This is a genomic window from Ruegeria sp. CDSC051, assembly GCF_059610665.1.
On sequence record NZ_JBXWOC010000002.1, the window covers coordinates 391,435 to 417,611 of the forward strand.

The following is a 26,177-nucleotide window of genomic DNA, read 5'->3' on the forward strand; positions in this document are numbered from 1 at the left end:
CCCCAAGATTTGCGGCAATAGCCGCCCATCGATTCAGGGTTTGTGGCCTGAACCGTTTCCGTCGCAGGGTTGCGACGTTCGTTCCCGTGTCGGCTTGTTGTCAGAGACAAATCAATCCAGTCCGATTGCATGTATCTGCAATCGGTTGATTTGCCCGTAGGCATCAAACTGGTGGATGTCTCAGCCTATCAGCGCTTTGCAATTGCCCAGTAGAAAACACCTCCAAATCCTGCGCCAATCACCCATGCAAAGCCTGACAGCGTATTCAGCATGGGAACCCAGACTGTGAGTACCGAAAATGTAGCCGGAAGGATGAACGACACGATTGCGGCCATATTCCATCCGTTACTGTAGAAATAGGGGCCGTCACGGGCCGCTGAAAACAGCTGATCCACATCCAACTCACCGGATTTCACCAGATAAAAGTCTGCGATGATGATCCCATAAACAGGTGCCAGAATGGCGCCTAATGTGTTCACAAACCCCAAGATACCGATCTGGCTGATCGTCGATACCCAAAGCCCGCCAATCACCAGCGCGTAGGCCGAGGTAATTATCCCGGCAACGCGGAAATTGATCCGACTGGGCATAAGGTTCGCCAGATCGTATGCGGGTGGTATGAAGTTGGCGACGAGGTTGATGCCGACCGTGGCGGCCAAAAATGTCGCCGCCGCCAGGAGTGTTAGTGGCAAGGAATCGACCCTTGCAATTATAGCGGTCGGGTTGGTTAACGCCTCGCCCCAGATTGCGACAGTACCTGCCGTTACAATCAATGCAATCAGGGAAAAGAAGGCGATATTGATCGGTAGACCGATCAGGTTACCCTTTCGCATTTCATCTTCTGATCGTACGAACCTGGAAAAATCGCCGAAATTGATCACCACGGCCGAAAAATAGGCGGTCATTGTGCCCACGACTGCAGTGAATGCGCCAAGTGAGTTGCCCTTGTAGTCGCCGGTTCCGCGGAAAATAGTGCCGACCTCCAGCCAGAGATCGTTGCCGACTTCGACCCAGATCATGATCGCCAGCGCCACCATCACCGCATACACAAATGGGCCAGCGAAATTGAGAAAACCGACAATCGGATCAATACCGTTCCAGAAAAGCGCAATCTGAAAGGCCCAGACTGCCAGAAAGGCACCCCACTCGATGACGCTGAGGCCCAGAAAGATTGCAGGGCCATTTTCCCCGATCAGTGCGACCATGGCCAAGGCAAGTGCAGTCGATGCAAAATATGTTTGTACACCGTACCAGAAGATAGCCACGACGGCCCGGATGAGGGCAGGGAAATTCGCCCCGCGAACGCCCATGCTGGCTCGTGCCATTACAGCAAATGGAATTCCATATTTGACACTGGGTTTGCCGATCAAGTTGACGAGCCCCATGACAATGAATCCCGCCAACACGATACCCGCAAACACCGCCCAGCCATTCAGCCCGTAAGTCAGGAACAGCGACGCCGCCAATGTGTACCCAAACAGCGATTGAACATCGTTGGCCCAGACATTGAAGAGCTCAAACCAACCCCAATCGCGCTTTTCGATAGGAACGGGGGCCAGGTCCTCGTTGTAGAGGCTGGAATCCTTTGTAGCTTCTGTAAGAGAATGCTGCATTTCGTCCCGGTCATTCGCTGCGGCGATTGTCATTGCACAGATTCAGCGCTATTGTCGTGCAGAACTGCGTGCAATAAAACGGTCATAAATGCGTGCAAAAGTCAAGAACTACTGTGATCCAATCCTACGAGACTGATTTAAAATGGTAAAAATCGGATATGCGCGGGTATCATCGAAATGGTACCGAAGTGAGGTTCAACTCAGCGAGCTTAAACGTCAGGGATGCGACCGCATATGGAGCGATACCGCGCAGGACGGGACCAACCGAGGCGAAACGCTGGAGGAATTTCTGGCGGATGTTTCGGCTGGTGACGTAATCGTCGTGTCTCGTCTGTCTGCGATTGCTGACTCGATCGCAGAGCTATTCAATCTGTTAGAACGGCTTCACGAAAAAGGAGCGGCATTTCGGTCAATGTCTGAACCCTGGATCAATACCGCAGACGGGCGCGCGAGTATGGTCTTGGAAGTACTAGGCGGAGTCATCGACTATGAGCTTGGGTTGGCTGACTTGGAAAGCCGTGCAGTGGAAGATCGGCCCAAATCCTTCGGCCTGAGTAAAGGACGACCACAAAAACTGAGCGCAACGGAACGCGAAGAGGCGATTTCCCTGCTATCGATGGGCAAAACTGCGGCAGAGATCGGTCGTATGCTGGGTGTGAGCAGATCCACAATCTCTCGGCTCAAGACTGCGCAAGCCGAACCCGGGTAAGAGAAATTATGTGTAATTTGCGCCTCTGCGCTTTTTCAATGCGAATTCAAAGATACCTGACCCACAATCTTTGATCACGGTTATACCCAAGTTCTTCGACCATCTTTTTTGAACTCAAGTTGAACTCTCTTGCGAGGTCTGTGATTTGGGCGGACCGAAAACTATCAGTGTTTCGAGCGAGTCCGCCGTCGTCAAAGGCGATCAACTCATGGGACCTGCCGCCCCAACGGACGATCCCACCACACAGCCGCTGACGTTCTGGATTGACTATTTCTGCCACGGGGTCGGCAAAGAAATCGCTCCATTTGAGGATACCGGTACTGACAGCTCGGGCAACCGCCTGTTCGATCGTCCGACTCTTGAGCTTGGTAGTGATGGAGGCAGTCAGAACATCGATCGTTCTCGAAGCGTGCCCCGTTTTCCTGGCAATGACAGTCGGTTTCAAACCCGACGCGAACATCTTCAACACATCCAGTTCATCCGCAGACAGGGAATCCGATGGAAAGTTGAATACGGTTTCTATGACATCGAGGGCAAGCAGATGCAGGACCTGCGCTTCCTGGCGTAGGGCAGGGAGCTTTTTCGCGATAAAGGCGCTCCACTCAGGACGAGCCATATTGGACGTGACGGTAAACACGCCGCGCTCGCCAAAAGGGTTGATCACTGGAATGGAAAGACCGTTTTGCCCCACTCCAAACCTTCTGGCCGCTTGAAAAAGCGCTGCATAGTCGGCTTGGTCGTCGAACACTGCCCAGTCGATTGGTGCGATAATTTGGGCGCCGAAACGAATGAGGGGATCGGCCAAAACGAGATTGTTGTCGACGTAATACTTGGCCCATTCCTCTGGAAATGTAGTGCAGCCATGAACGACATTATGATGCTTGTCGATGTGGGCGTAGGAGGCGTTTTCAAATCCAAACTTTTGGCAAATTTCCAGAAGAAGAGCTTCCCCAGATTGCCAGAGATCCAGTTCAGAATTGCCAATATCTGCAATTTTCATAGATCGTCTTTCTGTCCTGCGTTGCCGTCGGGGCGGAGTAGCAACCTAAAACTGAACTAACTATTCGGGAATTCCCGTAGCCAACCGAACATTTGAATACGGGTCTGTTATGGGGACGGTAACAGAGCGGAAAGCCGCTGATGAGACACATGAAATTGACTAGCTGGCAGCGCAAAACTCGTCACGGCAATAACCGTTTTTGTGGTCTTGCGCGGTTCAGTTTCCGTAGGTCGTGGGCATCTTGAGCGTGTGATCTAAGCCCATCCGGCGTCATGTATTTCATCTTGTCAGCACGCGGCCAGGAACGAAATTCAGCCTTCATTTCGTCGACATCTGCAGCAGGGCAGGGGAGCGCAAAAAGCGCCGCTAGGGCTATGTGTCAGATAGCGATAAAGCCGTGAGCGATCACCGCGCAGCAAAAAGGTTCCTGAGACGGAACGCAGATGGTGAGATCATGTCGATGGTGATCCGCGTGCGGCGCAAGATCGTAGATTGGCTTGAAATAGCTTCGCAACTTATCCGTGATCACGACACGGGGTTTGCCGAACTGCGAGATCAATCGCTCTAATAGCGCCTGGCCGCCTTGGCGTTTCGCTGTGGTTGGACAAGAAAATCAAGGGTATTCCCATTCGCATCCACTGCCCGCCAGAGTCGGCATTTCCAACCGGTGATCGGTAAACAACTCCTTGTAAATGCCATTTGTCGGTCGCCTTTGGCCGGTCCCGCTTGATGCAGTCGGCGAAATGACGGCCAAAGCGGTAAACCCATTGCCGGGCAGTTTCCGGGCTGACGATTACACTGCGCTCAGCAAGCAAATACTCGACAGTGGCCGTGCTGTGGGCGAAACGGAGATAAGCCCATACGGCTTAGGCGATGATCTCGCAGGGAAAGTGAAAGCCCTTCCGGCGCGGCATTGTCCGTGGCGTTCTCATGATGATCGGTTATCCCGGCGCAATCCCACGATCATCTTTGTAATGCCCTATGAAGCTGTAAACTATCAAATAATCTCTTGTGTTGCCCGATCTCGAGAGGCACGCGATACTTGAAAGCAAGACAGTTTCGAATGGTCGAAAATGTATAGACGCCAGGCAGATAGATTGGTGAAACAGCATGCGACAAGATAAAGAGCTTACTTTTGCAACGGCCCTGGCTAGTCATTCCAGAGAACGGGGTTTCCAATCGGAAAAACATGCACATGAGTATTATCAGGCTTCGTTGCTGAGCGCAGTTATGCAGGGCGTTTACGACGGGACCGTTTCCATCGAACAGCTGCTGGAACATGGAAACTTCGGCCTGGGTACATTCAATGCGCTCGACGGAGAAATGATTGTGTTGGATGGCGTTGCCTATCGCCTCGACGGGGATGGCAATGCTTCGGTCGCAAGCGACAAGGCTCTGACACCTTATGCTGCCGTCATCAATTTCGAACCAGCGGTTTATCGATCTTTGGACAGAGAAACACAAAAGGATGCTCTTGAGGCCCAGCTTGATGCATTGGCGGAGGCAAAAAACCTGTTCTATGCCGTTCGATTTACCGGCGACATTAAACACATAAAGTACAGAAACGTTCTACGGCAGGAGAAACCATACAAACCTCTGCTGGAGGTCGTAAAAACGCAGGCTGAGTTTGAGCTGAACAACGTCGAGGGGACAATTCTGGGGTTTCGGTGCCCGGATTATGCCGTCGGGATCGGCGTCCCGGGCTACCACCTACACTTTATTTCCAGCGATCTGAGCAAAGAAGGACACGTCCTGGATTACACTCTGACCAACGGTCGAATAGAAATTGATCATACGTCTTCTCTACATCTTGAACTTCCAGAAACCAGATCATTTTCAGACGCCAATCTGTCTGCAGGCGCTTCGGCAGACAACATCCTAAGTGCAGAGAGTAACAATACTTAAGTACTTCTATGCAAGATGGTTAAATGCAACCGTGCTCTAAGTTCGTTGCAATTGCCGTTTTATAATGCTGACTTTACTGGAGGTCGCGTGCAAACAGTGCGTGCCGATCCGAAAGGGTAACCTATGGTCGATTCCGGTCCTGTAAATTTACAGTATTTGACAAACCCACTCCTGAACAAAGGTACTGCCTTTTCTTTACACGAACGAGAAAAGCTTGGATTGCTAGGTCTTCTTCCGCCACACATCGAAACGCTCGAAGCCCAGGTAGATCGTGCCTATGCCGCCTTTGAGCGCGAAGAGACACCGCTGGACAAGCATGTCTATCTGCGTGGCCTGCAGGATGATAACGAGGTTCTGTTCTACGCTCTGTTGGTGCGGCATCTGACCGAGATGATGCCGATAATTTACACACCCGTTGTGGGTGACGCCTGCAAACAGTTCAGTGAAATCTATGATCACCCACGCGGATTTATCATTTCGTACCCAGAGCGTGACCGGATCGATGACATACTTGAGAACGCCATCCTGCCCTCTGTCGAAGCCATCGTCGTTACCGACGGAGAGCGGATTTTGGGTTTGGGTGATCAAGGCGCGGGCGGTATGGGAATTCCGATCGGAAAGCTCTCGCTTTATACCGCTGCAGGCGGGATAAGCCCGTCTGTAACGCTCCCGGTGGTATTGGACGTCGGCACCAACAATCAGGAACGGCTGGAAGATCCCCTTTATATCGGCTGGCGTCATGAGCGCATCACCGGGGATGACTATTTCGAGTTCGTCGATCTTTTTGTGCAGGCGGTAAGGCGCAAGTGGCCGGATGTGTTGCTGCAATTCGAGGATTTTGCACAGCAACATGCGGCACCCCTGCTTGCGCGGTATCGCGATCAGCTCTGTACATTCAATGATGATATCCAGGGCACGGCTGCGGTAACGGCAGGCACTTTGCTGGCTGCCTCAGATGTCACCGGCATTCCGCTAAAGGACGCTACCATCGCGTTTCTTGGAGCGGGATCAGCGGGAGTGGGTATCGCAGAACAATTAGTTCAACTCATGATCCGGCAAGGACTATCCGAAACCGAGGCGCGTGAGCGCGTCTACATGGTGGATCGGAATGGCCTGTTAACCGATGCGATGACAGATCTTCTGCCGTTCCAGAAGCAGGTTGTCCAACCCCTCAACAAAGTGGGGAGCTGGTCCAATGGTGAAATTTCCCTGCTGGATGTGATTAATCAGGCCAAACCCAATATTTTGGTGGGTGTCAGCGGTCAGGCAGGCTTGTTCTCTGAAGAAATCATCCGTGCAATGGCGGCTCAGACTGATCATCCTGTCGTGCTGCCGCTGTCGAACCCGACATCACGAATTGAGGCCGCGCCCGCAGATATTATCGACTGGTCAGGTGGCCTTGCAATAGTCGCCACCGGAAGCCCGTTTGATCCCGTTGTCTACAACGGCAAGACGCACCATGTCGCGCAATGCAATAATTCTTACATTTTCCCGGGTATGGGCTTGGGTGTGCTGGCGGCAGGAGCGCGCCGAGTCACTGATGGAATGTTCATGGCCGCCGCCGAGGCCTTGGCTGCATTATCGCCTGCGAAGTCCGATCGCACCGCAAGCCTGCTGCCCGATGTGGAGGACATTCGCCAGGTCAGCAAAGCTATTGCATTTGCCGTTGGTCAACAGGCGCAATCGGACGGGGTTGCGCATAAATCCTCAGAAAATGACCTGAAAGCGGCGATAGAGACGAAGTTCTGGATCCCGCACTATGAGGCAATGGCCTGAAGCAGACCCGCGCTGGAGTGACCAGAGCGCTATTCTTCGCGCAGTCAGAACCCACCTAGTCTGTTGTAGTGAATGAGCGCAGTTCGGAACAGGACGGTTACGCCACCGCACGCCCGAGTGGTTTTTGAATCGCAGCACAAAGGGCACCCACCAGCAGGACAGCAGAGGCCACTACAAGGCTATCTCCAATTTCTCCGGTTATGTCTCCGATGACGCCGGCTCCGATCGGTCCGAGTGTCTGTGAGATAGCGAAAACAACTGTAAAAAAGCTTACGGTTGCACCCCAATCCTGCTGATCCAGATTCTGGCGGACAAAGCTGGTGACAGCAGTGGGCGGCATAAAGACCGACAGCCCAAACACGAGCGCCGACATGATCAATCCATATCCGTTTGGAACAAGGATCGGCAGGGCTGAACCACAAGCGACGCCGGCTAAGATCAACGCCAATGGCGTCCCAGAAGCGAAGCGGGCTAATATCCCACGCCAAACAAATGGCGACGCCATAATGCTGAATCCAAGGATCATCCACGTTGCCGTGGTCAACAGGACACTGGAATGCTGCTCCTTCATCCAGACAGCGATGAAAGTTACGTAGACTATGTAACCCAACCCAAACAGCGCGTATCCGCCGAGTTCGCCTAACATCCTGCGCACCGGAGGAATGGAAGGAAGCGCTGCGTCGTGCTCGGCTTTGTTTAGCTTTGTGGACGCCCAAACGGAAAATGGACAAATGATCAGAGCTGCAATCCCAACTCCGATCCACGCCCAGTCCCAGTATTGCGGCCCGAAAACGTCCAGCATAGCCGGAAGGGTTGCGCCACATAAGGCGATACCAAACCCACCGCCGCCGCCAAAGTACAAGGCGATAGCCAGTGCATTCCTTCGGGCGCAGTTCTGGAACAGCGATGCCGCCAGAACGCCGCCTGATACAAAGGAAAGAGCGCCGAACAACCCGACCAATGTACGACAAGCGGTTTGAAATACGAGGTCCTCATTTAACCCGGTTATTAACAGACACAGTGCGGTCGCCACAGTGCCGCCAGCAAACAGCCGTGACGGCGAAATATGGCGGATCAGGAAAAGTGTTAGGATTGCACCCATTATGTAGCCAATCGAATTGGCGGTGTTTAGCCAACCAGATTGAGTGAGGTTCCAGCCGAGGCTACTTTTCATTGATGGTAGAATTAGGCCGTATGCAAAGCGGCCAAAGGCGTTGGATATGCTGACGCCAAGCGCAAGGCCCAGCAATATGAGCCAAGGGTTAGTAGTTTTTGCCGAAGTCATGAATATTCTTCCAGGTTGAACAACACCGTGCCCCATTGTGGGTGGCTGTGCAATCTCAACAGATCCTAGTCAGCCCCGTGCGGCTTAACCTGAGAAACAGCAGATTAAATATTCTCAACAAGCTGCCGCGCTGCTTTCGTCTACGCTATGTGAGTTCAACTGAGCAACGACCTGCCAGTTTGGATGGCCGGGTGTTGAGCTTGCTTCAGAGGTCGCTCGACTGCGAGACGACATTCTGCTTCGTCGCAATCGTCTGTCGGCTTTTCAGTCGGCACCTCCGAGTCACCTGACTCCTGGTGAAACGCTGTACGTTTGTGGCATTTCGACGAGCATATGCGTGTCGTCGACGGCCATTGCGGGCGAATCTATCAACAATCTCTTACAATAGCACGCCACCACGACCGGGAACCGCTCGAGAAACGCAAACCTTGCGAATGCTGCGATCGGTCGTCAACGACCGCTTTGGGGAAGCTGCACTGCGGCGCTAACCAAGCTCACGAACGCCAGGTATGTGCCCGTCCGGGAATTCTGTTTGAGGTGGGGCAGGGGATAATGCTGCACCGGCTGTGACGGCCGCTCTGAGCCCAACGTCACGAATGCTGCGCTTTGCGCGAGCGTCCGCTTTTCACCGGTTGTCCAAGAAGCAGAACTACAGAAATACAAATCTTCCAACTGGCATCGCGATGTTGGATCGGCTACGGGACGGTTATGTGCGGATTCTCTTCCAAACTCTCTGTGGTGTATTGTGACTGCTTTGACAGTCGCACTCATAGCTGAGGGCTTTGCGCATCGGACAGCTCCCACGTCTACGACCCCGGAACTCACCGCCTATATCGCAGCAGGCGGGCAGTTGAGCGGCATCTGCGGAAATATAGATGGCGACAGCGCACCAGTGACCGTTGATTGCGAAGCTTGCCGCATCAGCAACACGTCCGTTCTGCTTCAAGACAGTTGTCCACGCTTCGTACAGACCACAGCAACGCGAACTTTCGAATTTATCGCCAAACGCGTTGCCGAGCGCAATGATCTCGATCCCACGCGTTTGACCCGCGCCCTGCCTCACGCCTGATTTCATTACCTTTTATTGAAATCAAAGATGCCCGTATCCCTCTGGATGCGGCGCGATTGTGCTTGGAGGCCGTTAAATGACTATTACCGATACACCTGCGCAGTCCGGGGGCGGCGCAAACAAACTCTACTTCGCGGCATGGCGCTGGCATTTTTACGCTGGTCTTTATGTCATTCCAATCTGAGCAAATTGATTGTGACACATCCTACTGCTTGAGAATCAGGGTCTGATGGTTCCTGACCAACCCGCAGCCTTCATTGCACTGATCAGCTCTTGAACTGGCTGTGGGTCTACAAACACTCGAGCCTTCAGTGCTTCGAGAGGGAAGCTTGGCCAAGTGTCCGAAAATACTTTTGCAAGCCGCTGTGCCTCTGCTTGTTCTCCGTTCCTCCAGTGGGCTGCCATAAGGTAAGCTGCGGAAATTGGTCCGAACGGCCCACCACGCGATATTGTTTCATCAAACGTCCTGATTGCGGCAGCATAGTCTCCCGTATGGAACTGAGCCGCACCCAATGCATTGTCAAATACAAGTCCCCCTCCTTGTGGGGCCAGGACTCTATATCGCGCTGATTGAGACAAAACTCGTTCAAAATCAGATGTATAAAGGGAAATCAAGGCATCGAATTCAGCAACATGTGAATCATCGGGTGCCAAACCTACGGCCCGTTGGGATAATCGAACTGCGCTATCGTAATTGCCCACCCCAAATTCAAACCAGGCTCGCGCTGAAAGCGGCCATGCTGCATCCGGAGCCAATTCCAAAGCATAAGCACTATTCTTGTCGGCCGCGTGCAAAAACTCATCAGAACCTGGATCGCCAGATTTCATGATGGCGAACATGGTTTCGACCTGAGAAGCGCCAGCATACCCCCCGTAATAAAACGGATCTCGTTCAATTGCTGTTTGGAATATCAACAACGCAGGTTGAAGGCGTGCCAAATCTGTAACCGGAAAAATCAGATCCCGGCCAGCGTTGCTTAGGTTCATTGCTTCGACGCGGGCTGGCGACACGTCGTAGATCGCAGTTTTGCCAGTTATTGGAGCAACAGATTTCGAACCGCGGCCGATCAGAACACCGACTAGAATACCGGCTACTAGAAGTGAAAGCGAGATAACGACTGCGTAAGCCTGTCGCCTTCCGCGTAATGGTTGTCTGCTTCGATTGGAGCCCGGCAAAAACTCGGGTGCGTAACTTCCGACAGGCAATGAGATTACCAATTCGTCAGCGATCCCATTACTTTCATAATAAGCTTGGAGTTTTCGCCGAACACGTCCCGCATCCACGCGTACGACGCCTTCGCGTTTCAATAGCTCATCCGCGTCGTATCCATAAACATCCATCGCAATGGTTTTGGCGCGTATCTCGTTGGAACGACCCTCGAGCGATTCCATCACAACATAAGACAGAAAAGATCGCATGCGGGCGGACCCTTTGAATTCATCTGACTTCTGAACCCTATCCAACGCATCGCGCACCTGCTCGGCCGAGAACTGTTGAGTGTCATTCTGTTCCTGATCGTCCATGCTGACGGTCAAAGAACTATCCTTTCGCAATAAGGGTTTGTCGCCATGGTGCTACGGTAGCATGCGGCTTTATACGTTCAATACATATTCTGTTGGATGCATGCTTGGCAAACGAATGCCTGAAGGGCGCTGCCAATGACGGATGATGAGTTCTTTGAATCCCAATTTCCCGAAGCGGGTCGCCTGCTGCAGGACCTGCGGGCAAAAGACCAAGAGTTTGATCGAATTTGCCGCGACTACAAAGAGGTCTTCGCCGAACTGGCGGTGCCGCCAAGGTCGCAGTCTGTTCTTCAGATGCGCTATCTCGCCGATCTGGCAGAAAGCCTTTCGGACCTGCGCAGCAGTATTGACGGACGGTTGCAGGCGCATGGCCTTGATTCGGAATCGGTACGGAACAAAGATTTGGAGGTTTGACATGAGACTTAGATACATTTTGCCTGCGTTGTTGATTGGTGCCGGCTCCGCGCTTGCTCAGGAAACCCCGATTGTTCATGACGGCGAGTTCGAATTCCTTCGCGCGCAGTTTGGTGAGGCATGGGATGCGCAAGACGTTGAAGTCGACGCCAAGCTGACCGAAATTCGTGCGGCCAATGGCGGCAAGCCTCCTAATTTCCTCTACATCTTGATCGATGATGTAAGCTTTGGTCAGATGGGTGACCGCAAGATGAATTACGTCATGGGGATCGAGACACCCAGCATCAATCAGTTGGCTACCGAAGGCATGTCGCTGATGCGCATGTATACCGAACCCTCTTGTACTCCCACACGTACCGCCATGCTGACGGGGCGCCACCCAATACGCGCCGGTGTCGAAGAGGTCAAGGTGGCTTTGGTCGGAGAAGGTCTTCCGACCAGCGAAGTGACACTGCCGGAGATACTGAAACAAGTCGGCTACAATACGGCGCATATCGGCAAATGGCACCAAGGTGACATTGAGCAATCGTACCCACACAATCAGGGATTCGACTGGGCCGCATTTCCACTACACCAGCAAGTGCAGCTGAGCCTCATGATCCCCGAGGCAATGAGGTCCAACGCCATGCTCGGCTACGTGCCCGAGGGGCAGAACAATCAGTTCCTGCTGGATGAGCGCTTCAAGCCATATGGTCTTGTCACCGGTGTCGAGGCCGAAGCCGGTGGGCCCGCCCTGGAAGTAGACATGTCAGCCGGTGAGGTTTGGACGCAGGCCAAATATGAAGAGATGAACGAACGATATCAACGGCAGGCGCTGGAGCAACTCGAACGTGTAGCCTCCGAGGATGCGCCGTTCTTCTTACAATACTGGCCGCTGTACCCGTTGAACTTCGTCTACCCGGATCAGGCAATTTCACGAAATGGCGGGTTTCATGCCGACAAGCTGCAACTGCTTGATGGATGGATTGGAGATCTCTTGGCCAAGCTTGAAGAAACCGGCACGGCAGACAACACAATTGTTGTTCTGATGGCAGATAATGGTCTGATGTATCACTATGAAGGCTCATCCGGCCTGAACCAACTAATCTATCGCGGAGGCAAAACTCAGCATCTTGAAGGCGGAGTAAGAACCGATGCGTTCATTCGCTGGCCCGGTGTGATCGAACCCAACACTGCAGCTGGCGACATCGTTCATGTTTCAGATATCTTCACCACAATGGCGCGAATTGCCGGAGCCACCGCCTTTATCCCAAGGGACCGTGTGATAGACGGCATTGACCAGACGGCGTTACTGTTGAACGGCGAGGGGAACGGTCGGCGTGACTATGTCTATGTCTACGAAGGCCCTGTCTTGCGCTCGGTCGTTAAACAAGAATTCAAGATGCACCTTCCTGCCCCTGGTCAACCCGGCGCGGCTGCTCCAACCTATAACATCTATCGGGACCCTCGTGAGGAACACCCGTTGGTTGGCTACTCGCTTTGGGCCGGTGCATCTTTTCAGGATATGATAAAGCGCCACCAGAAGATGATCGCCAAATATCCACATTCAGAGATCGGCAAAGGTACCCCCTATGAGGGCATCGAAAACCTGCGTCCGGAAACTGAACTGACCCGTGATGTATTCATGAGCTGGCAGTGACGTCGCAAATTTAAATAAATATCTGAATATAACGATGTTACAATTGGTTAACGCATCAAAGATCAAACACCGAAGCTCGGCTTCAAACCTGGGGGAGACGGAATGAAACTACAATGGCTTCTGGTTTTTTGTGCAGGCGTTACGGCACCACCTTTGCAAGCGCAGGAAGACCCAATTCAACACGATGCCGAATTCTATATTCTGCAGGCACAACATGCAGAACAATGGGCACAGGATGATACCGCTGTTGATGATGCTCTGGCCGCTTTTCGTGACGGTAACAATGGGCAGCCCCCAAACATAGTCAGCGTTCTGATCGACGATATGGGCTTCGGCGACATGGGCATCCCCGAGCTAAACGCTGTGCGAGGTTATGAAACGCCGAATATCAACGACTTTTCCGATCAGGCGATGCGAATGGTGCGCATGTATACTGAACCTTCGTGCACGCCGACCCGCGTGGCACAAATGACCGGGCGGTTGCCCGTACGCATGGGTATGGGCGACACAACGGTGGACATTGCCGGGTTTGGCTTACCGGAAAACGAGGTCACCTTGGCCGAAATTCTGAAACAGGCGGGTTATGCGACCAGCCATGTCGGCAAATGGCACATGGGCGATATCGCCGAAAGCTGGGCGATGAATCAGGGTTTTGACTATGCCCAGCACGCCATCCACCAACAGGGCCAGCTGACGATCTTCAATGATGATGCGATCAAAGAACAGGTCTCGGTCGCGATCCGTGACTATGACGACAAATATACGCTGGACGGCTGGTTCCGGCCGGACTCTGCCGCGATGATGACAGTCATCGAAGGGGAAACCGGCGGGCCCATCCGCGAAATTCGCATGGAAACCGGCGAACGCTGGAACGCTGCGAAGTACGATGAGATGAACCAGGGGTTTCAGGACAAGACGATGGAAGAATTGGATCGCCTAGCAAGTGGTGAAGACCCGTTTTTCTTACAATACTGGCCGATGATCCCGCTGGACAACACCCGTGCCGGGCGGTCGGGGCCAGAGAGCGTTAATGGTGGCCTGTATGTGGACAAAATGCAGTTGCTCGATCAGTGGTTGGGCGACTTGTTCGCGCGGCTGGAAGAGTTGGGCTTGACGGAAAACACTGTGGTTGTGGTCATGGGTGACAATGGCCATTTCACCAAATACGCGCCGCAATCCGGGTTCACCCCGCTGATCTATGCTGGCGGCAAAGGTGACACGACTGAAGGCGGTATACGAGTTGACGCCTTCATTCGCTGGCCCGGTATGATCGAGGCTGACGGGTTGCTTAACAGCATCATCCATGTCTCGGACCTCTATACCACTTTGTCGCGCTTTGCCGGAGCAGATCAGTATATTCCGCGGGATCGCCTTGTAGATGGGGTGGACCAGTCGGCCGCCTTGTTGTTCACCGATGAAACCAAATCTCGCCGCGATCACGTCATCGTCTATTCGGTGAACAAGCCCGAGGCGGTCGTGAAAGACCAGCTAAAGCTGAAACTGCCGGGACCAGGCGAAAGCGCCATTCTTGCAAAGTTCTTTGATCTCTATCGGGACACGCGCGAAGAATACTCGGTCTCGACCGAGGTTGGCGCCTGGGGAGGGCAGGAATTCGCTCGGATTCTGGGCCGCCACATGGCCCGCAAAGAGAAATTCCCCGATACCGCGCCCGCCTATGGCGTGCCCTATGAAGGGATCGAGAACATCCGCCCCGAAACCCAACAGGCAGTTGAGGCTTTCATGATCAAGCGCGCGTCACCACAGAAGTAAGCCTAATCCTTCGCAATAAACCTGTGAAGGACTGTGTTAATCAAGGTCGAGGGTCACAGCATGTTTGGTAGCATAATATTCGCACTGGGATTGATTGTGTCTCTCGGCATCGGCTTTGTCTATTTTCGCGATCTGGGCGACGTCTCTCAAATGTTGCTGAAGGTAAAGCGCGAGAATATGGTGCGCTTTATCCGCAATGAATATCGCCTGATCGGTATCGGACTTGGCGGGTTCGCAGCGGCAACACTTGCGCATTTCCTTTTGGGCGGTGGCCCTTTCTGGCTTTGGCTCATAGCGGCTGTGCTTACTCTTCTTCTTTATGGGTTTCCCTACGTTTGGGTGCATTTGGGTCTAAGGAACCAGCTCAATGACGCACAGTACTTTCCAATTAAAGAAGCCCGCAAATATGTCGGACCAACTGCGCCCGTCATTGTCATCGAAAACAACGGCCAAGCCCGCGCGCACCCGGATGCGCAGATTATGCGCCCTCATCTGGCCGGGAATGTAGATGGCTTGGGTGGCGAAGACGTGGTCATGACCTATTGCGCTATGGCCAATCTGGGTCAGGGTTACATTCCGCGAATAGAAGGACGACGGTTGAATCTCGAGGTTTTGGCCCAGCATGGCAATAACCTAATCCTGCGCGATAACGACACGGGCGAGCCGATCCAGCACATCTATGGTTTCCGCGAGGCGGACCGCGACCCTAACTCCGACGGTCCTGCCTGCCCCCTTCGACCCGAAGCGCAAATGGAGCCCTGGCCAACCTTTCGAATGACGTTCCGCGGGTTTCAGAAGGCCTATCCTGACGGTGAGGTATTTCTGAACAAGCCATCCCCGAACCCATTTTTGCGCCTGCTGGATATGATGACCGAGATCACGTTTGGCTGGGGCATCGGACGCCAGCATCAGGAAGACGCGCCCGTGATGGACAACATGGATCGTTCAGACGATCGGTTACCAAATAAAACCTACGTTTGGGGAATTACGATCGGTAAGGATGCGGTTTGCTGGACTGATGATTTCATCGTCGAGAACGAGTGGATCGTGAATGCCAATGTCGGCGGACGAGATGTCGTGGTCAGCTTGGATCCAAAGTATGAAAGCCTAGGCGTTTGGTACAACGACTTTGGTCAACCTGTGAGCCATTGCGATTTTTGGGGCCATTCAGATCAGGGTCAGCTAAAACGTGTCGAAACCCTGCGCGCAGGCGCATTCTGGCATGTCTGGTCCGAGTTCTTCCCGAACACTGATATTAATCGTGTCGGCAGCGGTTCCATGGCAACCGAAGGAGCTGTAGAATGAGGCCCAGGGCCAAACAACCACAAACCAAAGACCATTTATTCAAACTTGATTGTTTGACGGGAGGGACAGAATGATTTCGTCAATTTGGGTGAAAAGCTGCGCTTGCGGAGTAGCTTTTTTTGCATCTGTGGCCACAGCGGCTTCGGCACAACAATCCGATTGGTCATATGAGGCCACAATCTACCTGTTCATGCCGGAAACAGAGACTACATTGGACACACCTTTGGGCACTCTGGACGGTACGCTCAGCTTTTCGGATGCGTTGGAAAACCTCGATTTTGCCTTTATGAGTGCGTTCTCGGCCACCAACGGACGTTGGCTGATACTTGCAGATTACAACTACACAGACTTATCGTTCAGTAACAGCGCTCCTGGACCTGTCGGCTCGGGTCTGGAGACATCATTTACCACACAATACCTGAGTGGTTATGTTGGCTACAGAGTGTATGAAGCGCCAACTATCACTGTTGACGTCGCCGGGGGTTTCCGGTGGTTCAGCACCGAAACGGAATTTACCCTTCTACCCGGCGCGGCACCGGGGCGCACAACAACGGCAGACGATAGCTGGACCGACCCTGTCATCGGCGCCAGAGCACGGGTACAGTTCTCGGACAAGTGGTCGGGCTCCGGTTTTGTCGACTACGGAGGCTTCCGCAGCGACAGTGAAACCTGGCAGATTCTGCTGACGGCAGATTACGCAATCAACGACAGGTGGCTGATCCGCGGTGGCTATCGCTATATCTCATTCGATCATGAAATCGACGGCAACGATTTTACATTTGATCAGTCGGGGCCTGTGCTAGGCGCAACTTATCGGTTCTAAAATTCTTTGTTGGCGAACCCGAGACAAGGTTGTGATGTTACGAACGTCGTTTGATTGGCGCGATTCAATTGTAAAAAGGTTTAGAGAATCAAATTCGCATGTGCCCTCAGATTTGTTTTCGTGCCTGGCCCCAGATCTTGATCTCCGGCATCGATAGCTGGATGGAGTTTGTTGTAGCCTTAGAAAGGCTAGCAATGAATGAGACAAGTCTGAGGTAGCGATGCCACTTTCGACCGCGGAGTGAGAATTCACCTAGGCTAGCTTTCGCAATCGCAGCGAATGTCTGAAATGCGGGTTGCTAACGCAATATTTCAAAGGGCTGATGGATGTCGGCTATGGGCCGTTCAAATCGATGGCTAGTGGTTCTTGAACCGAAATGCTGCGCTGCACCCAAGGTCTTGAAAGAGCCCAAAACGACCAATGCTGCAGAGCGCAGCAATGTCTGTTTTTGAACGTGCTCAAGTCCTAACGGACAAAAGCCAGTGTCAGGACGAAGGGTTGCGCATTGGTTTATTGAACCAATCGCTTGGACAAAATCTGGACTGCCGCTTCAAACCTTTGCGGGTCCTGTGCCACTCGGGCTGCCAGTTGTGCGCCCTCGAGCAAAGGCAGTGTTGCGGCGGCTTCTGCTGCCGGATCGGCAACATGTAGGATCGTTCCATCGCCCTGACCCAGTGAAAATACCCTCGCAAGCCATTCGGTCATCATTGTGCGAAAACGGTTCATCTCGGCAATCGTGTCTGCTGATAGATTTTCTGTGCTGGTCGAAAAAGACACGCACAGGCACAAGCTTTGACCACCTTCAAGTGCGCCACGATACCGCTTGATCAAAGCGGCCAAGCGCGTCGCCCCTGTTGCATGGTCTTGATCAATCTCGCCACAGGCGGTTTCCAAATCTGAATAATACCGCTGCATCAGCGCGACGGCCAAAGCTGCCTTGCTGGCGAAATGATGGTGAATGCTGGCCTTTGTGATTCCGACGTCGGCGGCCAGGTCGGCATAGCTGAACCCATCAAAGCCACGCCTGCGCGCGGCCCGTTCAGCCGAATTGAGCAGAGTTGTCTTGGTGTCGGTCGCCATGTGTTATCCAAGATTTTGGGCGTTTAGGCTGTGTAGGACATTCTCTGCCGCTTCCAAAGCACCTTCGATATAGCCGCCGAAAACCGGGGCGACCTCTGTTCCTGCGAAATGCAGCTTTCCGTTCCACAGATTGCTCATCGCCTTCGGTAGACCGTATGTCGGATGGGCATATAGCGGTGCCTTATCCGCCTCAGTTGCAGTGTAGGGATCAATGGCCCAGTCTTTCAAGTAGAGCTTTTGGGGCTCGGCGGCTTCAGGCCCGAACAACCGTGTTAATTGAGCGTGCAGGTGCTGACGCAGCAGTTGTTCGTCCGCGCGACCTTGGGGCGGTACACCGATGAAGCCAAATAGCGCGTATGGTCCGCCCTCAGGGGGGGATGCATCATGGATTTCGACCATCGGTCCTTTCCGGCTCATTGCATCACCGGACAGTCCTTGTTTGCGCCAGAATGGTTTGTCGTACACCGCAACAGCCTTGGCCTGACCTGCCATCCATGTCGCGATGCCTTTCATGGTTTGGGCGGCTTCGGCAGACAATGCGGGCGAAAATGCGATTTCGGCCGCAACACGTGGGGGCACAGCGAGGACAGCTTGATCCGCGTGGATCTGTTCGCCCTTTGCCGTTGTTGCAATGAATTGATCGCCGGACATGTCAAGTTTAACAACCGACGCGTTTAGCTGTTTGCGATGATCCGGCAGGCAGTTGGCCAATGCGTCTGTCAGAGCAGCCAGCCCTCCCTTTAGCCGCCATGACCCTTCCATTGATGAAAAACCCTGCCCGCGTTGCACGTTGCCATGTTCATCCTCAAAGGTCTGAGCGCCATCGGCGAATTGGTCGAACTTTGTCAGACCAAACCGATCAATCAGAGCTGCAATACGTGGCTGGCCCGGCCAGAACCAGGCAGGCCCCATGTCAAAGTAGCCTGCCTCCAGATGCTGCGTCATGATTCGCCCGCCAAACCGCGGGCGGGCCTCAATCAGCATATAGTCGCGCCCTTGCGCCTCAAGACGTTCGGCTAAGACAAGCCCTGACAACCCGCCGCCGACAATCAGCGTTTGCATGCGCTAGAACCCTTCGGATGCCGGACGCAGATCAAGCTCGTGCGTCCATGTGGATTTGGGTTGGTGGGCGAGGCCCCAGTAGGCCTCTGCGATGTCCTCGGGCTTCATCATCTTGCCCGGATCTAGGTTGTGCAGGTCCCGAGATCGCGCTGTATCAATGATACCGTCCAGAATCGCGTGGCAGACATGAACACCTGCTGGTTGATACTCCCGTGCAAGCGATTGCGTCAGGCCGCGCAAGGCGAATTTTGCGCTGGCAAAGGCCGAGAATCTTGTACCACCCCGCAAGGACGCTGTGGCGCCAGATACAATGAACGTACCACCGCCAGCGCGGACCATCGGTTGCAGTGTCGATTGGGCAAGCAAAATGGCAGACTGCACCATGGATCCCCACGTGCGTTGATAATCAGCAAGCCGGGTTTCTGCGAAAGGCGCGATGATCAGTTCGCTCGTGTTGTGGATCACAACCTTAGGCGGGCCATGTTCTGCAATAACCTGTGCCAGGATGCTGGGAACGGCACTCTCGTCCGTCAGGTCCATCTCAAAGAACTGGCCAATCACCGTTTCAGGTTGCGTGCGTCCCAAGCCAACGGCGGCAAAGCCATCTTTTGTGAAACGGGACAACAGGGACTGACCAAGGCCAGCCCCCGCGCCGGCCACAAGGACCAAAGGTTTTTCAACACTCATCAGACGGCAGGCGGTTTGGCGTGGGATAAATGACCCGTCTTGATCCACAGCTTTGCCCCATCAGGGCCAGCCGTTGCAGACAGTTGATCGCCTTCCGGCAGTCGCAGCCATGCTCCTTTTTCAAGCGTATCGCTGCCTTCGGTGACGGAACCGGCAATAACCAGCATTTCGATCCCACCCACATCGGTATTTTCCAGTGTCGCGCCTGCATCAAGGTGGCTGTAGGTAACTGTTTCACGCGCATCACGGTGTAGTTCAGCCGTTGCGACACCATCCACAGGATCGGTCAGTTCTTCGGCCATGGTTTTGCGAAACTGATTGCGGTCGGCCATGTCGAACTGCCACAGCTTTACAAAGATCGTGCAGCCCGGCTCTGACCCCGGCGTATGTGCAGTGGTGGGAGGATTGCGCACATATGTCCCTTCGGGGAAGTCGCCATGTTCGTCCTGAAATACACCATCAAGCACGATGAATTCTTCGCCACCTGTATGGGTGTGTTCCGAAAATTTGCTGCCCGGCGCATAGCGCACAATCGTCGTGGCACGGGCAACTTCGCCGCCGATGCGGTCCAGCATACGCCGATCCACACCGGGCATAGGCGAAGCGTTCCACTCAAGCTGTTCAGAGTGAACAACCACGCGTGTTTTAAAGTCTGCGTTCAGTTCCATGTTTTTCCTTTCGGCTTGAGTGGTATCGCGTCTTTAACCTGCGATGCTGGGCCGTGCCGAGACCTTTGCCCGCCATGCCGTCAGATTGGAGAGTGTTTCTGGAATGTCGACCTTGGCAAAGTCCGCAAAGGCAAGACCGGCAAACGCCGTGATATCAGCAACCGAAAACTCAGAACCTGCCAGATATTCATTGTCAGCCAGAACTTCATCCAAGTAAGCCATTGTCTGACCAGCAACTTGCTTTTGCTTGTTACCCCATTCAGCACATTGATAGGTCTCAAGGTCTGGACCAAGACCTGGTGTGGCATGGTGAAAGTAGGTTCCCACAGCATTCAGCAGACCATTTTCTGCACGCAGGTTCATCATCGAAATTTGCGCACGTTGTTTTGGTGTCTCTCCGGTCAGCGACGGGCCTTCGAAATGATTGTCGATATATTCTGTAATCGCATTGCACTGCGAAATATGTGTACCGTCCGCCAGCTCAAGGCAGGGCACAACGGCATCGGGGTTCTTGGCTTTGAAGGCCTCGGTGCGATGTTCGCCACCCATCACGTCAACCGGAACGAATTGGACCTGGTCTGTTGCGCCTTTTTCAGCAAGCGCAATGCGCACACGTGCGGGGTTTGGGAAACCCTCAGTATCATAGATTTTCATGTTGTCTCTCCTTGCGAACAGACATCAACCTACTAGTAGGTAGATGTCTTGGGCAAGATGTACTTTGGTCGTCGCGATCACAAGGTTGTTACGATGATAAGTTCAGCAGCGTCTGGGTTTGATGCCAGCTTCCTTCGAGCGGTCATTTGTGTCGTCCTAAAGAATGACAATAAAGTCCCGCTATGTGTGAGTTCGAGCAGCGCCAAAGTTTGCACTTGCAGCGAATGACCGGAATGCGGGCTGCGACCGCAGAATGCCAGCAGGGTGCCGAATGTCTCTTATGGGCCGAACCAAGAGTTTTCTAGGTCTGCTAGAATGCCCCCTGAGACGCATACGAAAAACCTACGGTACCCGATATGCCACAGCTGATGAACCTGCATGAGCTCATTAAAGATCAGGACCTGGCACCCGACCTCATCGGGCATATTGATGGACTTTTGGTGTTAAAAAGCAAAACCAAGGAAATGGGCCGTGGACAACGCATAGCGATCCTTGACGATTTAATACACGATCAAATGGCGTGGGCAGCCGTGGTGAAAAAGAACGAAGATCGCCTCGACCTCATGGCCGAGGGTAATAACTTGCTGCGGTACATCGTTAGGGAAAATGCCACGGCCAGAATTGCCATTATCGAAGGCATGTGACAGCAGATCGGGCATTCAACGAGAGACCGGTGCATATAACACCCGAACCGCGATGTGCAGGAGCTTTCCGCTATTGCCTTGTTTCCAGGAAATCAAAACCGGACCCTAGTACAGCGTGCGGCGAAGGTTCCAAAGGAGCCCTTCCTACTTATTCGTTGGGGTTCGGAGATTGCTGAGTTCAACCTCACTTACCAGTGCTCTTTTGGCACCCAATCTTCGGTCTCGTTGTTCCAGAACCTGTTAGGATTGTCCTCGTCCATTCCCCGGATATGAAGCGTCCGCATGCACGGTTCTACGAAGATCACCGGCTCTTCGTAGGGGTGTGATGAATAGATGTTTCTTAGAACCTGCACGGTTTTGGCTTCGTTACTGTCCAGAAAGAATGACAGTTCCACACAGGGTACCTCGACAACCTTTGAGGTTGCCATGTTGCGCCCACTCCCCAGGGATCTGAATTTTTGCATTCCCGGCGCGGTCTGATAGGTGACGCAATCGTAGTCGCCATATTTCAGAACGTCATCGACCAGAACCGCGTCAATGATCTTTTGCGCATGCGTATCTGGCACCTGGACAACGATCCGCAGACCGTTTTCGGGAACGAACCTGTCATTTTCGAGTTTGGGCAATGTCATGTTTATCTCCAGCAGCTTCTGCCGAAATAGCTCGTATTGGCGATGCTGTGGAAAATGACGGTTCGTTATCGGCCGAACTGTCAATTGTCGTCCGAGCCGTCCAGAGTCTTTTTGCTCAGGCCAAACCAGCGTTCGAGCGCATCGAACCCGTCGTCGGAAATGGTAAGAGCGCGACTACCGGTCCTGCGCTCCAGCCAGTTCGCTGTCAGTGACTTCTGCATGATCGCTGTGGCCAGCGGGCCGGAAATGTGGTGCCGACGCTCTGTCCAGTCAAGGCAGAGTTTTGCCGGAGGTTTCCCCGATGAAACAGGTGGCGGCTCGATACCGATATCATCGAGGAAATCCTGATAGCGAGGTCCGGATGTCAAAGCGCCATCTTTGAGATTCAGCACATTAAGGGCAACAAGGCGCTTCGTCATCAGGACGCCGAGCTTACCAGCGATATGATTGTAGCAACTGCGTGCGCGTTGTGTGTCTGTCGCGATCCGGCCGGGCCGAGACAGGTGGTCGGTCGGTGACAGGGTAGCCAATCCTTCCAGCACCTGGGCAACGTCAGCGCTTGCCACCCAGTGATAAACATGCCGACCGCTTCGCAAAGAAGCGGTCAGACCGGCAATTTCGAGTTGCTTCAAATGGGCACTCGCGGTCTGCGGGCTTATCTTGGCCGCACAAGCCAGCTCTTTGTTGGTGAATGCGCGCCCGTCCATCAGTTCGCACAGTATGCGGGATCGGCTGGGATCGGCGAGCGCGGCCCCGATTATATCCAGTCTCGGTTCGATTGCCATGCAAGACAGATTAAAGACAGAAAATGAATGCAGCCAGTAATAACTGTTCGATGGTGAACGAAATGAGCTTTAAAGCGGACGCTGATCATGTGTCTGTGTTTGTCCCGCTAGAGAGCCACTGGCATTAGTCCCACTGAATCGCCACTACTCAACCAGAGATCGCTTCACATAACACCGGTTCAGCGATGTTCGCAGTTTGTAAAAGCGCAGCGATTCAGCCGAAGATTGCGAAATCTGCCGCTCATGACGTGGGGCGTCGACAACCGCAATGCGAACAACGCTTACCTCAAGGCTAGGTTTCGGAAACTGAATGCCCAAAGCAACAACAATGGCTGGGCCTTGTACTTTACCAATCCGGAAAACGTGTGGTGAAATAATTTGGGATACGGACTGAAAACAGGCGCTTCAGCGCAGACCTAAAGGCAATGCCTGTGGTAACTTTTGCCGGGCTCCCATCTTTCGGAGAATAGCCGATCACTTTCTGCGTTTCGGTGATATCCCAACGCATGCCCGGGTTATTCGACATCAAGTTCAGTGCTGCAAAGGAAACGTCTTTTGCATCAATTGCGGCGCGCATGCCGCTTAGGAAATCCCGATCGCTCAACCACATTTCCTGGCCCCATCGGCCCATCGCCATATGCGTGCCGGGTAGGTTGTCGTGGGTCCATTGCGTCCAGCCAATACGCAGGCAAATGACAGACAGTCCGTGATGCTCGGCGAAGTAAGTCCCTGTCTGTTCACAGAACAGTTTTGACATTCCGTAGGCGTTCACCGGGCCAGGTGGTGTCTTACTGTTGAGCGCTTCATGCGTGAACCTCTTGTCGCCATGGATCCAATTGGAACTGGCAAGTACCACGCGACTGACACCCATGGCGACCGCATGGTGATAGAGTGTAAGGGTTGCATCCATATTGTGCTTGATCGCTGAGGGCCAAGTGGCGGCCGGCTCTCTGTCACCGGCAAGATGCACGACTACGTCCACGTCCTCGAGCAAGCTGATCCAACTGCTATCATCAGATAGATCCGCAGTGTGAATATTGGGATGATCGGCGGGTCGGATGTCGATGCCGGAAACCGTGTAGTCGGGATCACTTTCGAGCGTGTCGAACAGTTTGCGCCCAAGATGTCCACCAGCGCCTGTGATCAGGACATGCATAACAGGAATTCCTTGTTGCTTGTAAGACCCGCTGGCATTTGTGGCTGGTCCTCGTCCGTCAAGACGCGGAACATCTGCCTAAAACTCAGCGTTTCATTTGGGGCGAGGTTGCGCACGGGGGAGTGCCACTCTGCTTCACAGTAGGCGTAATCGCCTGAATTGAAGACCTCGAATGGATAGTGATGCGCAAATCGGTCACCTTGCCGAGGTTCCGGTACTGAGCACATCAACAAAGGTCCATCCGTTCCGCACTTTATCAGCGTCCGGCTGTTGGGGTTCGGAAGTCCGATCTTGAATTCCTGCAGTCTGCTACAATCCACGACAGTGCTTCTGCTGTGCGTTGCAACCATCTGTTCGGCAGAGCCGAAAACAGGATAAAACGCAGGATGATCCATTTCGGCGCCGATCTTGGTTGGGGTGTTAAGCATCATGACCGACCAAATGCCAGTCAAACGCGAGGAAGTTCCATGATTGGCAACGATATGTTCAATGTCCCAGCTCTTCTCAGAAGTCAGTGTGATGCGACGCGAAACAGATAAGTGAGATATGGGACAGACGCCGCTGGTCATGTCGATGCGAGTGCTGGTTCTAGAAGTGATCTGATAGGAGCCGCTGTCCAGCACGGGAAATGGAGCGCCGTTTTCCCAAGACGAGTCCGGGGCGATCCATGTCTTCTCGCCTCCCCAAAGTGGAAAGCCAAATTGTGGAGAGCGTGTAGGCAAATCGGCGAGCCGGGTGTCGTCCACCTCCACTCCGTCAAGATCTGAGTTTTGAAAGAGGAGTGAGCGCCCATGAAAACTCACGTCCCACAGACGGCCGCCGATGCCTGGCAGGAGTGTCAGTCGCAGATCACACTGCTGTAGCTGAAGAACACTCCATCTGTCCGGCATGTTTGCTCCCTGACGGTGTTCCGGCGCGACATGGCCGCGCCGGGATGAAAATTTAGACGTGCTTAAACTGTGCGACATTCTCGGACGTGATCGGCATCACCCCGGTTTCGACGCGTTCAGGCAGCGGGTTGATCCCGGCGGCCTTCCAATCCGGCAAGACCTTCAACGCATCGGTATTTTGCCAATGCATCATGTGGAAGGCGAGGAATATCTCCAAATAGGACTTCTGAGCCACAGCACCGTGTATGGTGCCGTCTTCGATGTAGGGCAGCATGTCGTCATTACGATCCATCGCGACGATCTTGATGTCGTTGCGACCCGCCTCGTTGACCGCAATCGCAGCGCCTTTGCCGCTGTCGCCGTCTGTGCCGCCAATGCCAACAATATCGGGGTTTGCCTGAATGGCTTGAAGATAGGCTGTCGGAGCATAGGACGGGTCGGCCTTGTCGTTCACAACATCGACGACTTCGATATCCGGGTATTTCTCAGCGAAGATTTGTTTGTAACCCTCGACCCGTTCCAGCGTGGAAGGAGCGGGAAACGTGCCGAGGATGACCTTCCCCTGGCCGCCAATCGCTTGCGCCAGCATCTCGCCGCCGACACGTCCTGCCTGAACGCCGTTGATGCCAAGGAACGTGGATCGGGGGCTGTCGGGGATGTCACCTATACAGCACGTGATTGGAATCCCGGCCTCGACCGCGCGTTCAACGCCGGGTGCCAAAGTAGCCGGATCACCGGGGAATATGAGGATACCTGCGGGGCGTCTGGCGATCAATTCGTCCAGTTGGCGTGCTTGCGCTGCAGTGTCAAAATCTAGGGGGCCCGTGAACGTGGCCTTGATGCCCATCAACTCCTCAAGATCTTCCATCGCGTTGCGATAATCCACCCAGAACGGCACTTGTGTGACGATGGACAGAAAAACGTATTCCTTGCCAGCGGCTTGCGCCATGGCTTCCGTGGACAGCATGGGCAGTCCGAAAGCGGCGGCCAGTCCCGCAGTCGTGCCCGCTGTCAGCAGCTTGCGCCGATTTACTTTCAATTCGGTCATCGTAGTCTCCCTGTTTTGGATCTTTGGTTGTTGTTGAGT

At 53.6% G+C, this 26,177-nt stretch carries 24 protein-coding genes and 2 pseudogenes; 11 read left to right on the forward strand and 15 right to left on the reverse strand.

The features are described from left to right. Positions 1–188: 188 nt before the first annotated feature. Positions 189–1,646, reverse strand: coding sequence for an NCS1 family nucleobase:cation symporter-1 (locus AC2FH0_RS07370; protein ID WP_496788964.1), 1,458 nt, complete (start codon positions 1,644–1,646; stop codon positions 189–191). A gap of 109 nt (positions 1,647–1,755) precedes the next feature. Between AC2FH0_RS07370 and AC2FH0_RS07375 the strand changes: the two genes are divergently transcribed. Continuing rightward, positions 1,756–2,322, forward strand: a complete 567-nt coding sequence (locus AC2FH0_RS07375) for a recombinase family protein (RefSeq protein ID WP_496691418.1) — start codon at positions 1,756–1,758, stop codon at positions 2,320–2,322. Between the two features lie 46 nt (positions 2,323–2,368). On the opposite strand, the gene AC2FH0_RS07380 is transcribed toward AC2FH0_RS07375, so the two are convergent. Both AC2FH0_RS07380 and AC2FH0_RS07385 read right to left on the reverse strand, forming a co-directional pair. Next, entirely contained in the window at positions 2,369–3,322 is a 954-nt protein-coding gene (locus AC2FH0_RS07380; RefSeq protein ID WP_496788965.1) for a helix-turn-helix transcriptional regulator, read from the reverse strand. A 454-nt stretch (positions 3,323–3,776) separates the two neighbouring features. After that, positions 3,777–4,254: pseudogene (locus AC2FH0_RS07385) on the reverse strand (IS6 family transposase); the annotation flags it as partial. Positions 4,255–4,432: 178 nt separating this feature from the next. Between AC2FH0_RS07385 and budA the strand changes: the two are divergent. Together budA and AC2FH0_RS07395 are read left to right on the forward strand one after the other, a co-directional pair. Then, positions 4,433–5,227: an acetolactate decarboxylase gene (budA, locus tag AC2FH0_RS07390; protein ID WP_496702375.1), complete on the forward strand. Its 795-nt coding sequence runs from the start codon at positions 4,433–4,435 to the stop codon at positions 5,225–5,227. A gap of 123 nt (positions 5,228–5,350) precedes the next feature. Further along, positions 5,351–7,003, forward strand: coding sequence for an NAD-dependent malic enzyme (locus AC2FH0_RS07395; RefSeq protein WP_496788966.1), 1,653 nt, complete (start codon positions 5,351–5,353; stop codon positions 7,001–7,003). Positions 7,004–7,100: 97 nt separating this feature from the next. Here the strand turns inward: AC2FH0_RS07395 and AC2FH0_RS07400 are convergent, their stop codons facing one another. After that, on the reverse strand, positions 7,101–8,324 hold the full coding sequence (locus tag AC2FH0_RS07400) for a YbfB/YjiJ family MFS transporter (protein ID WP_496788967.1): 1,224 nt from the start codon (positions 8,322–8,324) through the stop codon (positions 7,101–7,103). A 145-nt stretch (positions 8,325–8,469) separates the two neighbouring features. Here AC2FH0_RS07400 and AC2FH0_RS07405 point away from each other — a divergent pair. Together AC2FH0_RS07405 and AC2FH0_RS07410 are read left to right on the forward strand one after the other, a co-directional pair. Beyond that, positions 8,470–8,676, forward strand: a pseudogene (locus tag AC2FH0_RS07405) (isochorismatase family protein); the annotation flags it as partial. 366 nt (positions 8,677–9,042) lie between these two features. Then, positions 9,043–9,357 (forward strand): hypothetical protein, encoded by a 315-nt coding sequence (locus AC2FH0_RS07410; protein ID WP_496788969.1) that lies wholly within the window; start codon positions 9,043–9,045, stop codon positions 9,355–9,357. A gap of 219 nt (positions 9,358–9,576) precedes the next feature. On the opposite strand, the gene AC2FH0_RS07415 is transcribed toward AC2FH0_RS07410, so the two are convergent. Then, complete coding sequence (locus AC2FH0_RS07415) at positions 9,577–10,881, reverse strand: tetratricopeptide repeat protein (RefSeq protein WP_496788970.1); 1,305 nt, start codon at positions 10,879–10,881, stop codon at positions 9,577–9,579. A 135-nt stretch (positions 10,882–11,016) separates the two neighbouring features. Here AC2FH0_RS07415 and AC2FH0_RS07420 point away from each other — a divergent pair, with 135 nt between their 5' ends. From AC2FH0_RS07420 to AC2FH0_RS07440, 5 genes are all read left to right on the forward strand, one after another. Continuing rightward, positions 11,017–11,295, forward strand: a complete 279-nt coding sequence (locus AC2FH0_RS07420) for a hypothetical protein (RefSeq protein ID WP_142639695.1) — start codon at positions 11,017–11,019, stop codon at positions 11,293–11,295. A gap of 1 nt (position 11,296) precedes the next feature. Then, positions 11,297–12,934 carry a sulfatase-like hydrolase/transferase gene (locus AC2FH0_RS07425; protein ID WP_142639693.1) on the forward strand — a complete coding sequence of 546 codons (1,638 nt, stop codon included), beginning with the start codon at positions 11,297–11,299 and terminating at the stop codon, positions 12,932–12,934. A gap of 102 nt (positions 12,935–13,036) precedes the next feature. Then, positions 13,037–14,704, forward strand: a complete 1,668-nt coding sequence (locus AC2FH0_RS07430) for a sulfatase-like hydrolase/transferase (protein ID WP_496691424.1) — start codon at positions 13,037–13,039, stop codon at positions 14,702–14,704. A 60-nt stretch (positions 14,705–14,764) separates the two neighbouring features. Continuing rightward, positions 14,765–16,009 carry a DUF3179 domain-containing (seleno)protein gene (locus AC2FH0_RS07435; RefSeq protein WP_496788971.1) on the forward strand — a complete coding sequence of 415 codons (1,245 nt, stop codon included), beginning with the start codon at positions 14,765–14,767 and terminating at the stop codon, positions 16,007–16,009. Positions 16,010–16,079: 70 nt separating this feature from the next. Further along, on the forward strand, positions 16,080–16,832 hold the full coding sequence (locus AC2FH0_RS07440) for an outer membrane protein (RefSeq protein ID WP_496788972.1): 753 nt from the start codon (positions 16,080–16,082) through the stop codon (positions 16,830–16,832). 510 nt (positions 16,833–17,342) lie between these two features. On the opposite strand, the gene AC2FH0_RS07445 is transcribed toward AC2FH0_RS07440, so the two are convergent. The 5 genes from AC2FH0_RS07445 to AC2FH0_RS07465 are packed head-to-tail and all read right to left on the reverse strand — an operon-like array spanning position 17,343 to position 20,983. Continuing rightward, positions 17,343–17,912, reverse strand: coding sequence for a TetR/AcrR family transcriptional regulator (locus AC2FH0_RS07445; protein WP_142640372.1), 570 nt, complete (start codon positions 17,910–17,912; stop codon positions 17,343–17,345). Positions 17,913–17,915: 3 nt separating this feature from the next. Next, positions 17,916–18,974 (reverse strand): flavin monoamine oxidase family protein, encoded by a 1,059-nt coding sequence (locus AC2FH0_RS07450; protein WP_496788973.1) that lies wholly within the window; start codon positions 18,972–18,974, stop codon positions 17,916–17,918. 3 nt (positions 18,975–18,977) lie between these two features. Next, positions 18,978–19,661, reverse strand: coding sequence for an SDR family NAD(P)-dependent oxidoreductase (locus AC2FH0_RS07455; protein WP_496788974.1), 684 nt, complete (start codon positions 19,659–19,661; stop codon positions 18,978–18,980). After that, positions 19,661–20,329 carry a cupin domain-containing protein gene (locus AC2FH0_RS07460; protein WP_496691430.1) on the reverse strand — a complete coding sequence of 223 codons (669 nt, stop codon included), beginning with the start codon at positions 20,327–20,329 and terminating at the stop codon, positions 19,661–19,663. The genes AC2FH0_RS07455 and AC2FH0_RS07460 overlap by 1 nt, the downstream gene beginning before the upstream one ends. A gap of 33 nt (positions 20,330–20,362) precedes the next feature. Continuing rightward, complete coding sequence (locus AC2FH0_RS07465; protein ID WP_085822351.1) at positions 20,363–20,983, reverse strand: glutathione S-transferase family protein; 621 nt, start codon at positions 20,981–20,983, stop codon at positions 20,363–20,365. A 356-nt stretch (positions 20,984–21,339) separates the two neighbouring features. On the opposite strand from AC2FH0_RS07465, the gene AC2FH0_RS07470 reads away from it, so the two are divergent. Next, the gene (locus AC2FH0_RS07470; protein WP_496702353.1) at positions 21,340–21,627 is read left to right on the forward strand and encodes a hypothetical protein; all 288 of its coding nucleotides are present in this window, start codon (positions 21,340–21,342) and stop codon (positions 21,625–21,627) included. 188 nt (positions 21,628–21,815) lie between these two features. On the opposite strand, the gene AC2FH0_RS07475 is transcribed toward AC2FH0_RS07470, so the two are convergent. The 5 genes from AC2FH0_RS07475 to AC2FH0_RS07495 all read right to left on the reverse strand — a co-directional run bounded on the left by AC2FH0_RS07475 (position 21,816) and on the right by AC2FH0_RS07495 (position 26,138). Then, positions 21,816–22,259, reverse strand: coding sequence for a YqfO family protein (locus AC2FH0_RS07475; RefSeq protein ID WP_496702351.1), 444 nt, complete (start codon positions 22,257–22,259; stop codon positions 21,816–21,818). 80 nt (positions 22,260–22,339) lie between these two features. Further along, the gene (locus AC2FH0_RS07480; protein WP_496702349.1) at positions 22,340–23,044 is read right to left on the reverse strand and encodes an ArsR/SmtB family transcription factor; all 705 of its coding nucleotides are present in this window, start codon (positions 23,042–23,044) and stop codon (positions 22,340–22,342) included. A 346-nt stretch (positions 23,045–23,390) separates the two neighbouring features. Then, the gene (locus tag AC2FH0_RS07485; RefSeq protein WP_496788975.1) at positions 23,391–24,200 is read right to left on the reverse strand and encodes an NAD-dependent epimerase/dehydratase family protein; all 810 of its coding nucleotides are present in this window, start codon (positions 24,198–24,200) and stop codon (positions 23,391–23,393) included. Further along, positions 24,188–25,090, reverse strand: a complete 903-nt coding sequence (locus tag AC2FH0_RS07490) for a hypothetical protein (protein ID WP_496788976.1) — start codon at positions 25,088–25,090, stop codon at positions 24,188–24,190. Before AC2FH0_RS07490 ends, AC2FH0_RS07485 begins: the two co-directional genes overlap by 13 nt. Before the next feature lie 52 nt (positions 25,091–25,142). Further along, complete coding sequence (locus tag AC2FH0_RS07495) at positions 25,143–26,138, reverse strand: substrate-binding domain-containing protein (RefSeq protein WP_496788978.1); 996 nt, start codon at positions 26,136–26,138, stop codon at positions 25,143–25,145. Positions 26,139–26,177 lie beyond the last annotated feature (39 nt).

Bases quoted from the DNA above. Each gene is read 5' to 3' on its own strand.
- AC2FH0_RS07425 (WP_142639693.1), top strand. From the start codon at position 11,297: ATGAGACTTAGATACATTTTGCCTGCGTTGTTGATTGGTGCCGGCTCC.
- AC2FH0_RS07445 (WP_142640372.1), bottom strand. From the start codon at position 17,912: ATGGCGACCGACACCAAGACAACTCTGCTCAATTCGGCTGAACGGGCC.
- AC2FH0_RS07380 (WP_496788965.1), bottom strand. From the start codon at position 3,322: ATGAAAATTGCAGATATTGGCAATTCTGAACTGGATCTCTGGCAATCT.
- AC2FH0_RS07440 (WP_496788972.1), top strand. From the start codon at position 16,080: ATGATTTCGTCAATTTGGGTGAAAAGCTGCGCTTGCGGAGTAGCTTTT.
- AC2FH0_RS07435 (WP_496788971.1), top strand. From the start codon at position 14,765: ATGTTTGGTAGCATAATATTCGCACTGGGATTGATTGTGTCTCTCGGC.
- AC2FH0_RS07395 (WP_496788966.1), top strand. From the start codon at position 5,351: ATGGTCGATTCCGGTCCTGTAAATTTACAGTATTTGACAAACCCACTC.
- AC2FH0_RS07475 (WP_496702351.1), bottom strand. From the start codon at position 22,259: ATGACATTGCCCAAACTCGAAAATGACAGGTTCGTTCCCGAAAACGGT.
- AC2FH0_RS07400 (WP_496788967.1), bottom strand. From the start codon at position 8,324: ATGGGGCACGGTGTTGTTCAACCTGGAAGAATATTCATGACTTCGGCA.
- AC2FH0_RS07480 (WP_496702349.1), bottom strand. From the start codon at position 23,044: ATGGCAATCGAACCGAGACTGGATATAATCGGGGCCGCGCTCGCCGAT.
- AC2FH0_RS07430 (WP_496691424.1), top strand. From the start codon at position 13,037: ATGAAACTACAATGGCTTCTGGTTTTTTGTGCAGGCGTTACGGCACCA.
- AC2FH0_RS07470 (WP_496702353.1), top strand. From the start codon at position 21,340: ATGCCACAGCTGATGAACCTGCATGAGCTCATTAAAGATCAGGACCTG.
- AC2FH0_RS07370 (WP_496788964.1), bottom strand. From the start codon at position 1,646: ATGACAATCGCCGCAGCGAATGACCGGGACGAAATGCAGCATTCTCTT.
- AC2FH0_RS07455 (WP_496788974.1), bottom strand. From the start codon at position 19,661: ATGAGTGTTGAAAAACCTTTGGTCCTTGTGGCCGGCGCGGGGGCTGGC.
- AC2FH0_RS07465 (WP_085822351.1), bottom strand. From the start codon at position 20,983: ATGAAAATCTATGATACTGAGGGTTTCCCAAACCCCGCACGTGTGCGC.
- AC2FH0_RS07420 (WP_142639695.1), top strand. From the start codon at position 11,017: ATGACGGATGATGAGTTCTTTGAATCCCAATTTCCCGAAGCGGGTCGC.
- AC2FH0_RS07415 (WP_496788970.1), bottom strand. From the start codon at position 10,881: ATGGACGATCAGGAACAGAATGACACTCAACAGTTCTCGGCCGAGCAG.
- budA (WP_496702375.1), top strand. From the start codon at position 4,433: ATGCGACAAGATAAAGAGCTTACTTTTGCAACGGCCCTGGCTAGTCAT.
- AC2FH0_RS07495 (WP_496788978.1), bottom strand. From the start codon at position 26,138: ATGACCGAATTGAAAGTAAATCGGCGCAAGCTGCTGACAGCGGGCACG.
- AC2FH0_RS07450 (WP_496788973.1), bottom strand. From the start codon at position 18,974: ATGCAAACGCTGATTGTCGGCGGCGGGTTGTCAGGGCTTGTCTTAGCC.
- AC2FH0_RS07490 (WP_496788976.1), bottom strand. From the start codon at position 25,090: ATGCCGGACAGATGGAGTGTTCTTCAGCTACAGCAGTGTGATCTGCGA.
- AC2FH0_RS07460 (WP_496691430.1), bottom strand. From the start codon at position 20,329: ATGGAACTGAACGCAGACTTTAAAACACGCGTGGTTGTTCACTCTGAA.
- AC2FH0_RS07485 (WP_496788975.1), bottom strand. From the start codon at position 24,200: ATGCATGTCCTGATCACAGGCGCTGGTGGACATCTTGGGCGCAAACTG.
- AC2FH0_RS07375 (WP_496691418.1), top strand. From the start codon at position 1,756: ATGGTAAAAATCGGATATGCGCGGGTATCATCGAAATGGTACCGAAGT.